General features: G+C 69.8%; 9 protein-coding genes. 2 read left to right on the top strand and 7 right to left on the bottom strand.

Annotated elements, in window-relative coordinates; translation table 11 throughout:
• Nucleotides 1–933: acyl-CoA dehydrogenase (locus tag RMP09_RS02735; RefSeq protein WP_310564473.1), on the top strand; the 933-nt coding region annotated here is incomplete at its 5' end.
• Nucleotides 934–1,043: 110 nt separating this feature from the next.
• On the top strand, nucleotides 1,044–2,024 hold the full coding sequence (locus RMP09_RS02730; RefSeq protein ID WP_310564472.1) for a nitronate monooxygenase family protein: 981 nt from the start codon (nucleotides 1,044–1,046) through the stop codon (nucleotides 2,022–2,024).
• 58 nt (nucleotides 2,025–2,082) lie between these two features.
• On the opposite strand, the gene RMP09_RS02725 is transcribed toward RMP09_RS02730, so the two are convergent.
• The 7 genes from RMP09_RS02725 to RMP09_RS02695 all read right to left on the bottom strand — a co-directional run.
• Nucleotides 2,083–4,365: a PBP1A family penicillin-binding protein gene (locus RMP09_RS02725; RefSeq protein ID WP_310564471.1), complete on the bottom strand. Its 2,283-nt coding sequence runs from the start codon at nucleotides 4,363–4,365 to the stop codon at nucleotides 2,083–2,085.
• Nucleotides 4,366–4,431: 66 nt separating this feature from the next.
• Entirely contained in the window at nucleotides 4,432–6,174 is a 1,743-nt protein-coding gene (locus RMP09_RS02720) for a 7TM diverse intracellular signaling domain-containing protein (protein WP_310564470.1), read from the bottom strand.
• 254 nt (nucleotides 6,175–6,428) lie between these two features.
• Nucleotides 6,429–7,901 (bottom strand): xylulokinase, encoded by a 1,473-nt coding sequence (gene xylB, locus RMP09_RS02715; RefSeq protein WP_310564469.1) that lies wholly within the window; start codon nucleotides 7,899–7,901, stop codon nucleotides 6,429–6,431.
• Between the two features lie 121 nt (nucleotides 7,902–8,022).
• Nucleotides 8,023–8,958: an AraC family transcriptional regulator gene (locus RMP09_RS02710; protein WP_310564468.1), complete on the bottom strand. Its 936-nt coding sequence runs from the start codon at nucleotides 8,956–8,958 to the stop codon at nucleotides 8,023–8,025.
• 39 nt (nucleotides 8,959–8,997) lie between these two features.
• Entirely contained in the window at nucleotides 8,998–10,389 is a 1,392-nt protein-coding gene (dalD, locus tag RMP09_RS02705; protein WP_310564467.1) for a D-arabinitol 4-dehydrogenase, read from the bottom strand.
• A gap of 22 nt (nucleotides 10,390–10,411) precedes the next feature.
• On the bottom strand, nucleotides 10,412–11,146 hold the full coding sequence (locus tag RMP09_RS02700; protein ID WP_310564466.1) for an SDR family oxidoreductase: 735 nt from the start codon (nucleotides 11,144–11,146) through the stop codon (nucleotides 10,412–10,414).
• Between the two features lie 5 nt (nucleotides 11,147–11,151).
• Nucleotides 11,152–11,517: TOBE domain-containing protein (locus tag RMP09_RS02695; RefSeq protein ID WP_310564465.1), on the bottom strand; the 366-nt coding region annotated here is incomplete at its 5' end.

Below are 11,517 nucleotides of genomic sequence, written 5' to 3'. Positions count from 1 at the left end.
GAATACATGTTCATCATGATGAACGCCGCGCGCTACGCCGTGGGCGTGCAGGGCATCGCGGTGTCCGAGCGGGCCTACCAGAAGGCGGTGGGTTACGCCAAGGACCGCGTGCAGAGCCGCCCGGTGGACGGCAGCTTCACCACCGCCGCGCCCATCATCCACCACGCGGACGTCAAGCGCATGCTCATGACCATGCGCGCCGCCACCGAAGGCTGCCGCGCCATGGCCAGCGTGGCCGCCGCCGCCTACGACGCGGCCCACCACCACCCCGACGCCGAAGTGCGCAAGCAGAACGCTACGTTCTACGAATTCCTGGTGCCGCTGGTCAAGGGCTACAGCACCGAGATGAGCCTGGAAGTCACCTCGCTGGGCGTGCAGGTGCACGGCGGCATGGGCTTCATCGAAGAGACCGGCGCGGCCCAGCACTACCGCGACGCCAAGATCCTGACCATCTACGAAGGCACGACCGCCATCCAGGCCAACGACCTGGTGGGCCGCAAGACCGCGCGCGACGGCGGCACCAGCGCCAAGGCGATCGCGGCGCAGATCGAAAAGACCGAGGCCGATCTCAAGGCCCGTGGCAGCGTGAACGCGCTGGCCGTGGCCAAGCGCCTGACGGCCGCCCGTCTGGCCTTCGTGGACGTGGTCGACTTCATCGCCGCCAACACCAGGAGCAACCCGAACGCCGCCTTCGCCGGCAGCGTGCCCTATCTGCTGCTGGCGGGCAACCTGATGGCGGGCTGGCAGCTGGCGCGTGCGCTGCTGGTGGCCGAAGAGCAACTGGCCGCTGGCCAGGACGCACCGTTCATGACCGCCAAGATCATCACCGCACGCTTCTACGCCGACCACCTGCTCAGCCGCGCGCCGGGCGTGCGCGACGCCATCGTCGAAGGCGCCGACGCGGTGACGGCGCTGCCGGCCGAAGCCTTTTAAATTCCCGCTGCGAACCGCACCGTCCCTGGCCTGTCGCCGCATCGACAGGCCGGTGGATGTTGCGCACCCAGAATGCCCGGCAACCCCTCTTTTGACCTTCCGGAGACGACATGACCCAACGCCAACGCACCCTGCCCCCGGTTCTGCAGAACCTGCGGTTTCCCGTGATCGGCTCGCCCCTGTTCATCATCAGCAACCCCAAGCTGGTCATCGCCCAGTGCAAGGCGGGTGTGGTGGGTTCCATGCCGGCGCTCAACGCGCGCCCGGCCGCGCAGCTCGAAGACTGGCTGGCCGAGATCACCGAGGCCCTGGCTGCGCACGACGCGGCGAACCCCGACAACAAGGCCGCGCCGTTCGCCATCAACCAGATCGTGCACAAGAGCAACGACCGGCTGGAACACGACCTGCAGCTGTGCGCCAAATACAAGGTGCCGATCATCATCACCAGCCTGGGTGCGCGCGAAGACGTGAACCAGGCCGTGCACAGCTGGGGCGGCGTGGTCCTGCACGACGTGATCACCAACGTGTTCGCCCACAAGGCGATCGAGAAGGGCGCCGATGGCCTGATTCCCGTGGCGGCCGGCGCCGGCGGCCACGCCAGCGTCAAGAGCCCGTTCGCCATGGTCCAGGAGATCCGCGAGTGGTTCGACGGCCCGGTCGCCCTGTCGGGTGCCATCGCCTCGGGCGGCGCGATCCTGGCCGCGCAGGCCATGGGCGCCGACTTCGCCTACATGGGCTCGGCCTTCATCGCCACCGAGGAGGCCCGCGCGGTGGACGCCTACAAGCAGATGATCACCGAGTGCAACTCGGACGACATCGTCTACAGCAACTTCTACACCGGCGTGCACGGCAACTACCTCAAGGGCAGCATCCAGAACGCCGGCATGGACCCGGACAACCTGCCGGTCAGCGACCCGAGCAAGATGAACTTCTCGACCGGCGAGGGCAGCAACAGCGCCAAGGCCTGGAAGGACATCTGGGGCTGCGGCCAGGGCATCGGCGCGATCCGTGAGGTGATGCCGGCGGCCGATCTGGTGGCGCGTCTGAAGCGCGAATACGCCGAGGCCAAGGCGCGCATCTGCGGCATGTGATCACCCGCAAGCACCCAGTAAAAAGCCGGCTCGGGAGCCGGCTTTTTTTGTGGCCTGATCAGGGCTTGAACAGCTCGCGGATCGCGTCGATCAGGGTGGGTGGGCCGGCCAGCTGGGCCCCGGCGCTGTCTTCGATGCTCGCCACCGCGCCGCCAGCGGCCCACTCGGCGTAGAGCCAGTCGTCGTTGAAGCGGACCAGCCCGGGCGGCGCCTCGGACGGCGGCAGCACCGGGGAGCCCTTGAGCGCCGCGCCCATGTAATCCAGCCAGATCGGCAGCGCCAGGCGCGCGCCCGAGCCGTGGTCGCCCAGGCTGCGTGGCTGGTCGTAACCCATCCACACCACGGCGGCCAGGCCGGGTTGGTAACCGGCGAACCAGGCGTCGAGCACGTCGTTGGTGGTGCCGGTCTTGCCGTGCAGATCGGGCCGTCGGAGCACGGTCTGCACCCGTGCGGCCGTGCCCACCCGCGTCACATCGGCCAGCAGGCTGTTCATCACGAAGGCGTTGCGCGTCGGGATGGCGCGGTTGTCTTCGGTCAGTGCCGCCGGCGGGGGCGCCTCGAACAGGGTTTTGCCCTTGGCGTCGGTGATTTTTTCGATCACCACCGGATCAAGCGACCAGCCGCCGTTGGCCAGGGTCGAATACGCACGGGCCATCTGCAGCGGGGTCACCTGGCCGGTGCCCAGTGCCAGCGTCAGGTTGTCGGGCTGTTTGGCCACCTCCAGCCCGAAGCGGCCCAGCCAGTCGCGCGCGCGCGTGGTGCCGGTGTGCTGCAGCACGCGCACGCTGACCAGGTTGTTCGACTGCGCCAGCGCCTGGCGCAAGCTGAGCAGGCCCTCGGCCGAACCGGCGCCGCTGTTGCCCGGACTCCAGCCGTTCGCGGCGGTGAAGGGGCGGTCTTCCACCAGGGTGCCGGGCATGACGCGCGCTTCGAGCGCGGCCGAATACAGCAGCGGCTTGATGGTCGAGCCCGGCTGGCGCCAGCCCTGTGTGACGTGGTTGAACGGCTGGCGCGAGAAGTCGAAGCCGCCCACCAGCGCACGCACGCGGCCGGTGTGGGTGTCCATCGCGACCAGCGCGGCCTCGGCCTCGGGCCACTGGGTGATGCTCCAGGTCTTGCCGGTTTTCATCACGCGGATGACGGCGCCGCGCTGGATCTTCAGTTTGTCCTTCGCCTGGGCTGACAGGCCTGCCTTGACCCATTGCAGGCCTTCGCCGCTGATGCGCACCGCCGTGCCGCTGGCCAGCTGGGCCAGGACCTCCCTGGGCGAGGCCGACAGCACGATGGCTGCGCGCAGCAGGTCGTCGTCGCGCACCTCCTTGAGGGCCTCGGCTGCCGCACGTTCGAGTTCGGCCCCTTGGACTTGGGGCAGGCTTTCGTGGGCTTCCGGGCCGCGCCAGCCGGTGCGCCGGTCCTGTGCGAGAACACCACGCTGCAAGGCGGCGGTGGCGGCACGCTGGTCGGCCGCCAGCAGAGAGGTGGTCACGCGGATGCCGCTGGAATACGCGCCTTCGCCAAACCGCTCGAACACCACACGGCGCGCCATTTCGGCCACGTGCGCGGCGTCGATGCTGCGCTGGCCGGGGGGCCGGATGACCAGCTTCTCGGCGCGCGCCGCTTGGAGCTGCGCATCGTCGATGACGCCGACCTCGCGCATGCGCTGCAACACCACGCGCTGGCGTTGCGTCGCGCGCTCGAAGTTGGCCACCGGGTTGGCGTAGTAGGGGTTCTGCGGCAGGCCCGCGAGCATGGCGGTCTCGGCCACTGAGAGCTGGCCCAGGGACTTGCCGAAATAGGTCTGCGCCGCCGCCTCGAAGCCGTAGGCACGCTGGCCCAGGAAGATCTCGTTCATGTAGATCTCCAGGATGCGGTCCTTGGACAGCGCCTCCTCGACCTTGAAGGCCAGCATGATCTCCTTGGTCTTGCGCTCGATGCTCAGCTCGCGCGTGAGCAGCATGGTGCGCACCAGCTGCTGGGTGATGGTGCTCGCGCCCTGCTTGCGCCCGCCGGTGATCAGCGCCAGCGCGGCCCGCGCCATGCCTTTGGCGTCCACGCCGCCGTGCTCGCGAAAGCGCGTGTCCTCGATGGCCAGCAAGGCGTCCTGCATCAGCTTGGGGGTCTGGGCCAGTGGCAGGTAAATGCGCCGCTCGGCGCCGAACTGCGCGATTTCCACGCCGTCGGCGGTGAACACCTGCAGCGGCAGTTTGGGCGCGTAGCGCGTGATGCGGTCGATCGGCGGCAGGTCGATCAGCGCGGCCTGGGCCGCGGGTCCGGCCAGTGCGAGACCCAGCGTCAGGGGCGCCAGACCCAGGAGTGTGCGACGGCGGAGGACAGAAAGCATGGGCCGGAATTATCCCGTGGCCGGGTGAACCGGGCGTGAAGTGCGGTGCAAAGCTGTAACTTGGTGTCAGCCGGCGGCGGAGGCGGTTTCGCGCGGCAGGTGCAGCACCGGCCGGCGCGTGTCTTCGCCCGGTTCGTCCAGCGCCTGGTGCAGGCGCTCAAGCGTGCGGCGGGCTTCCACGCGTTCGTCTTCTTCGGCGGCGACGGCGCGCTCACCGGGCAGCAAGGTGGTGGCCATCCGAAACCGCAGGCTGGTGTCGTCGGGCAGCAGGGAGCCGGGTTCCAGCCCCTTGGCCACGATGTGCTGGGCCAGCAGGCGCAGCTGTTCCGGGCGGCAGGGGCCTTCGATCAGCACCGCAAAGCGGGTGTCGGTGACGCGGCAGACGGTGTCGACGTCGCGCACCACGCGGCCCAGGCGGGCGGCGGCCACCACCAGGGCACGGTCGGCGGTTTCGCGGCCCAGGCGCAGGCGCAGGTCGGCGTGGTTGGACAGCTCCACCAGCAGCAGGGCGCAGTGGTGGTGGTAGCGCCGCGCGCGGCGGATCGCGTCGCGCAGGCGCAGGTTGAGCACGGTGGTGACGGTCAGGCCGGTCAGCGGGTCGGTGCCGTCCATGGCGCGCAGGCGGGCGCGGTTTTCGCTGAAGTGTTTGGCCCGCTGGTGCAGGATGTAGAGCAGCAGCGGGATCTCGATCGCCGAGCCGATGAGCACGGCGTACTGCGCGGCCCAGCTGTCGGGCAGCACCCCCGCGGCGCGCAGCGCGGGAAAGGGGTAGCCCAGGTGCACCGGCAGAAAACCCAGCGCCATCCAGCCCGCGTAGCGTTCGCCCTTGCGCCAGGCCCACAGGCACAGGCCGATGCTCAGCAGCACCGACAGCAGGCCGTACAGGTTGAGCACCGCAAAGGCCGTGGCGTTGTGCAGCGCCAGGTAGGCGGCCGGGTACAGCAGGCCAAAGGCCGACCAGCCGAGCACCCAGCGGTCCAGCCGGCGGCTGTGGCGCGAAAGCGCGCAGACCTCGCGCACGAACCAGATGCCCGATCCGGTGAGCCAGAGCATGAAAACGGCCGGGGCCGCGCTGTTCCACCATGCCCACTGGGGCCAGAAGAACAGCCCGCCGATGCCGGTGAACGCGGCCTGGAAACCCAGCATGCAGGCCACGTAGACCATGTAGGCGACGAAGGCGCGGTCGCGGTAGAGGCGGGCGTGGACCCAGCCCAGGAACAGCACCAGCAGGCCAAAGCCCAGGTAGCCCCCGACCAGCAAAAACGTCCACGAACGGCTGTGCTGCAGCTGATCGGCGCTGACCAGGTAGGCCCGTGCGCTCAGCGGGGCGGGGTGGTTGTCCAGCCGCAGCCACACGCTGCGGGGCGTGGGGGACGGGTCCAGCGCGAACACGGGCGAGCGGTCGGGGATGGCCCATTGCGCCACCGGTACGTGGTCGCCCGCGTGCTGCACGTGCCAGCCGCCGTCGGCGCCGGGCTGGTAGAGGCTGGCGTGGTCGGTGAAGGCCGAGCCGTCGAGCAGCAGGAACTGCGGCCCGTCGGGCGTGGTCGCGGGCAGGTCCAGGCGCAGCCACAGCGCGCCCGGGCCCAGCGTGAAGCTGCGGTGGCCTTCCAGGGGCAACAGCTCGCTGGCGGGCAGGGCGGTCACCGTGTCCAGCGTGGCCTGCCCGGTGGGGTCGATCCAGTGGGGGCTGCCCGGCACCACATCCCGCCGGTCGGCGGCGGCACACGCCGCGCTGGCCCCACCCAGGGCCAGCGCCAGCAGCAGGGTGCCAGCGATCCAGCGGAGCAGGAGTGGGGGCGTGCGCATCGCCCCTATCGTAACGAGATGTGCGCGCTTCGCCATAGGAGGCTGCGCGGCAGAAGGCATCGAAGCGAAACGCGCGAAAACCGAGGATCGTGTGGTGCGACCGACAAGCCCAGGGTGGTCCCCCTGGGCGCAGGAGGTGGTACCACAGGAGACCGGTTTGTCGCATGTTGCAGCCGATGTTCCTTCTGCCGCGCAGCCTCCCATACCCCGGGGATCGGGTCATCCCCGTGGGGGACGGATCCCCGGTGCGGGGATCAGGCGGGGGTGCCGGACGCTGGGTGCAGTGCCGGGTACAGCGCCCGGAAGTGCTGGTGCCGCTCGCGCAGAGCCGCGCCGCGCGCCGCGTCGGGCACAAAGCGTTGGCGCACCGGTGGGGTGGTGCAGACGGTGTCGAGGTCGCCGCCGGTGGCCAGCCAGGCCAGGCGTGCCGCGCCCATGGCGCCGCCGGTTTCCGAGTCCTGGTGCACGGTCAGCGCCAGGCCGAAGGTGTCGGCCAGCAACTGGGCCCACCAGGCGCTGCGCGAGCCGCCGCCCACCAGCGACAGGCTTTGCAGTGGGGGCTGCATGGGCGGAATGGTGTTCAGCCCGTCGAGCAGCCCGAAGCCCACGCCTTCGGCCACCGCATAGGCCAGGTCTTCGCGGCCGTGCTGGGCGCGCAGACCGGTCCAGGCGCCGCTGGCCAGCGGGTTGTTGTGCGGCGAACGTTCGCCGCTGAGGTAGGGCAGGAAGAGCGGGGCCTGTTGCTGGGCCTCGGGGCTCAGCGTGGCGGCCGCGGCCAGCAGGGCAGCTTCGTCGGCAAAGCCCAAGGTGCGCGTGGCCCAGGTCAGGGCGCTGGCGGCGCTGAGCATCACGCTCATCACGTGCCAGCGGCCGGGCAGGGCGTGGCAGAAGGCGTGCAGGGCCTGGGCCGGGTTGGGCTCGAAGGCCGCACCGCTGACGAAGACCACGCCCGAGGTGCCGAGCGACACAAACCCCTCGCCCGGGCGCACCAGGCCCATGCCCACGGCGCTGGCCGCGTTGTCGCCGGCGCCGCCGGCCACCGGCACCGAGGCCGGCAGTCCCCAGCGGGCGCAGAGCGCGGGTGTGACGAACGCGGAGACTTCACTGCCTTCGACCAGGCGCGGCATGTGGGCGCGGGTCAGGCCGGTGGCGGCCAGCATCGCATCGGACCAGTCCCGCCGGCCCACGTCCAGCCACAGCGTGCCGGCCGCGTCGGACATCTCGCTCACGGCTTCGCCGGTGAGCATGAGGCGCAGCCAGTCCTTGGGCAGCAGCACGCGCCGGGTTTTCGCGAAGACCTCGGGCTCATGCTCGCGCACCCACTGCAGCTTGGGCGCGGTGAAGCCAGGCATGGCCAGGTTGCCGGTGATGGCCGAGAGCTGCGGCACGTCGCGCGTGAGCTGGGCGCACTGCGCGCCGCTGCGGCCGTCGTTCCAGAGGATGGCCGGGCGCAGCACCTGGTCGTGTTCGCCCAGCAGGGTGGCGCCGTGCATCTGGCCCGACAGGCCGATGCCGCGCAGCTGGGCCAGCGCCTGCGGGTGCTCGGTGCGCAGCTGCTCCATGACCTGCTCCAGCGCCCGCCACCAGTCGGCCGGGTCCTGCTCGGACCACAGGGGCTGCGGGCGCTGCACCGTCAGCGGCGCACGCGCGGTGGCGATGACCTGGTGCTGGTCGGACAGCAGCAGGGCTTTGAGTTCGGACGTGCCGAGGTCGAGACCGAGGTACATGGCAGGTGTTTTGGGGGCGTGGACAGGGCCGTTCGTCCTGAGCTTGTCGAAGGGCGCGCGAGGGCTTCGACAGGCTCAGCCCGAACGGGAGTGGGGTGCGTTCGAAAAGACGCTCGTGGGCCTACGCTGCGCCGCGAAAGCGCGTGAGGCTCTGCTTGCGGAACTCCGAGGGCGTCATGCCCTTGATGTCCAGGAAGCGGCGGTTGAAGTTGGCGACGTTGTTGAAGCCGACCTCGTAGCAGATGTGGGTGACCTGCTGGTCGGTGTCCATCAGCAGCTGGCAGGCGCGGCTGATGCGCACGCGGTTGACAAAGTCGGTGAAGGTGTTGCCGGTGGCCTTGCGGAAGAAGCGGCTGAAGCGGCTCTCGCTCATGCCCAGCTCGGCCGCGAGTTCGGCCGCCGAATGCGGATCGGCCAGGTGGTCGGTGATGCGGCTGACCACTTCGTGGATCTGGTCGATGGAGGCGTCGTCGTCGTCGCTTTGCAGCTGCACGCTCGAGAGCAGGCGGTAGTCGGTGCAGGCGGCCAGGTCGGCCAGGTAGTCGCAGAACGCGGTCAGGCGCCGCAGCCCGCGCGCGTGCTTGACGCGGTGCCAGTGCCGCTCGGCCACGTCGGACATGCCGAAGAACTCGATGCCGTTCTTCGCCCGTTCGAGCAGGGGCAGCACCTCGCGCAGTTCGGGGATGTTGTCGGCCGCATGGGTCAGCGGTTCGTGCGCGAACTGGATCACCAGGTCGCGCTGCGCGACGCCGCCGTCGGGCATGTCCATGGTGACCCAGTTGTGCGGCAGGCGCGGGCCGGTGAGCACCAGCTGGCCGGCCTGGAAGGGGCCGATCCAGTCGCCCACGAACACCTTGCCGCTGGTGCTGGTGATCAGGTGCAGCTCGTACTCGTCGTGGTAGTGCCAGCGCGCCAGCGGCGTGGGGAAACCGTGCGCCAGGCAGCGCACGAAACCCACCTCATCGGGCGACTCGTAGCCCAGCTCGGGCGAGCGGGTGAAGTCGCGTTCCAGCTCGGGTTTGAGCTGGCGCGGCGCGGTGGGCATCTTCACGGACATGGTGGGCTCCGGCTTCGGGATCGCCTAAGTTACACCGGTTCAGGCCTGGGCGCGCTCCGCCACGAAGACCTGCACGCGCGCATCGGCTTTGCGCAGGGCCTCCACCAGCTTGGGGTGGCTGGCCATTTCGCCCCACAGGGTGGCGTCGGCCGCGTAGGCGGCCACCGGGTCGGCGGCGTCGCAGATGGCGTGCGCCACCGCCGGGTCCATGGCCTGGTCCTGGTAGGTGTAGGGGATCTGTCCGGCGTGCCAGCGCTGCAGGTAGGCCAGGAACAAGGCCGGCAGCATGGCCACGCTGTCGAAGCTGCCGCCGCGCGCGAGCTGGTCGCGGATGGTGGGCGCGATCATGCCGGGGATCTTGGAGAACGCGTCCATGGCCACGCGCTGGTTGGTGTCGGCGATGGCGGGGTTGCCGAAGCGGTCGAGCACCACGTCGCGGTAGGCCTCCAGGTCGATCGGGCAGGGCAGCAAGACGGGGATCGCGTCGTCGGTCACGTAGTCGTAGGCCATCTGGCGGATGGCGGCGTCGTGCGTGCCTTCGTGGATGTAGCGGTAGCCCGCCAGCGTGCCGGCCCAGGCGATGCAGCTGTGCGTCGCGTTGAGCAGGCGGATCTTGGCTTCTTCATGGGCCTGCACCGACTGCACCATCTCGACCCCGACCTTTTCCCACTCGGGGCGGCCGGCGATGAAGTGGTCCTCGATCACCCACTGGATGAAGCTCTCGCCCATGAGGGCGGCTTTGTCGTCCCAGCCGGTGGCGGCCTGCACGCGCTGTGCCACGTCGGGCGTGGGGCGCGGCGTGATGCGGTCGACCATGGCGTTGGGGCTGGTGGTGTTCGCTTCCACCCAGGCGCGCAAGGGGACATCGCCCAGCGAGTCGATGAACTGCAGCAGGCCGCCGCGCGAGCGTTCGCCGTTGTGGCGCAGGTTGTCGCAGTTCATCAGCGTGACCGGGCCGGCGCCGGCCTGCATGCGCGCGCGCAGGATGCTGACCAGGCCGCCGTAGATGGTGTGGCCGGTCAGGCCCAGCTTCACCGCTTCAAGGTCGGCGCGCAGGTCGGGGAAGGTGGGCCAGTCGAGCCGGTTGTCCGCGTCGAGGTAGTAGCCGGCTTCGGTGACGGTGAAGCTGATGATGCGGGTGGCCGGGTCGGCGCCGACGGCGATCAGCGGGGCCAGGTCGTCCTGGTAGGGGATCACGCGCTGGATCGACTCGATGACGGTGTAGCTGCGTTCGCCCTGGGGCGTGACGGTCTCCAGCGTGTAGCAACCGTCCTGGGCCTGCAGGGCGTTGATGGTCTCCTGCATGTCGGGGCGCAGGTTGCCGCCGGTGATGGACCAGCGCGTGTCACCCAGCTGGCGCAACTGGTGGACGTAGACGGCCTGGTGGGCGCGGTGGAAAGAGCCCAGTCCGAGGTGAAGGATCGTGTACATGGTGGATCGGAGGAAAAACGGTTCAGAGGTCGAAGTTGGTGGGCATCATCACGACGTCGCGGATGGTCATGCCGCGCGGGCGCGTGAGCATGAACAGCACGACGTTGGCCACTTCGGCGGCCTCGATCAGGCTGCCGCTGGCCTTGGCTTCTTCGAGTTTTTCGGCCGGCCAGTCGGCCAGCAGCGAGGTGATGACCGGGCCGGGTGAGATCGCGCCGACGCGGATGCCGTGCTTGAACACCTGGCGGCGCACGGTCTGCACGAAGCAGTTCACGGCCCATTTGGACGAGGCGTAGACCGGCTCCCAGGGGGTGGGGAAATGGGCGGCCAGCGAGCTGGTGACGATGATGTCGCCACGGCCGCGCGCGATCATGTGGGGCAGCACGTTGTGCACGTTCTTCATCACCACATTCACGTTCAGGTTCAGCATGCGGTCGATGGCGTCCGGGTCGTTGTCCACCAGATCACCGCCCACATACAGGCCGGCGTTGGCGTGGAAGATGTCCAGTTGTCCGGCGATGGCCAGCGTGCGCTCCAGCAGGCTTGCGCACTGCTGTGCATCGAGCAGGTCCAGCACCAGGGGCGACGCGCTGGCGCCGATGGCGGCGCAGGCCTTGGCCAGCGCCTGCTCGTCGCGGTCGATCAGCACCACGCGGGCGCCCGCGTGGGCCAGGGCCTGGGCGCTGGCGAAGCCGATGCCGGAGGCGGCGCCGGTGACGGCCGCCACCTGGCCTTGCAGTTCTTGTCCGCGCGTCATGATGTTCACGCCGCCTGGCGGGCCACGATGCGGCCGGCGGTGTCGAACCAGTGGGCCTGCGAGGCGTCGATGTCCAGGCTGACGGTGTCACCGGCGTGCAGGCCGGTGCGCTCGTTCTGCCGGGCCACGAACTGCGCGCCACTGGGCGTGCTGACGTAGATCAGGGTCTCGGCGCCCAGCGCTTCGACCAGATCGACCTGACCGGGCACCGGTGTGCTGCCGGTGGCGCGCACCGACACGTTCTCCGGCCGCAGGCCGATGGCACCGCCCACGGCTCCGGCCGGGGCCAGCTGGGCAACGGGTGCCGGCAGCTGCTGCAGCGGCAGCACGTTCATCTGCGGCGTGCCGATGAACTGGGCCACGAACTGGTT

This window comes from Hydrogenophaga sp. (assembly GCF_031426985.1).
Classification (GTDB): domain Bacteria; phylum Pseudomonadota; class Gammaproteobacteria; order Burkholderiales; family Burkholderiaceae_C; genus Hydrogenophaga.
The sequence above is the reverse complement of the archived record's forward strand: the minus strand, read 5'-3'. Positions and strand labels throughout refer to the sequence as shown.

Coding starts and splice junctions, on each gene's coding strand:
- RMP09_RS02720 (WP_310564470.1), bottom strand. CDS start 6,174: ATGCGCACGCCCCCACTCCTGCTCCGCTGGATCGCTGGCACCCTGCTG.
- dalD (WP_310564467.1), bottom strand. CDS start 10,389: ATGTACACGATCCTTCACCTCGGACTGGGCTCTTTCCACCGCGCCCAC.
- RMP09_RS02710 (WP_310564468.1), bottom strand. CDS start 8,958: ATGTCCGTGAAGATGCCCACCGCGCCGCGCCAGCTCAAACCCGAGCTG.
- RMP09_RS02725 (WP_310564471.1), bottom strand. CDS start 4,365: ATGCTTTCTGTCCTCCGCCGTCGCACACTCCTGGGTCTGGCGCCCCTG.
- xylB (WP_310564469.1), bottom strand. CDS start 7,901: ATGTACCTCGGTCTCGACCTCGGCACGTCCGAACTCAAAGCCCTGCTG.
- RMP09_RS02700 (WP_310564466.1), bottom strand. CDS start 11,146: ATGACGCGCGGACAAGAACTGCAAGGCCAGGTGGCGGCCGTCACCGGC.
- RMP09_RS02730 (WP_310564472.1), top strand. CDS start 1,044: ATGACCCAACGCCAACGCACCCTGCCCCCGGTTCTGCAGAACCTGCGG.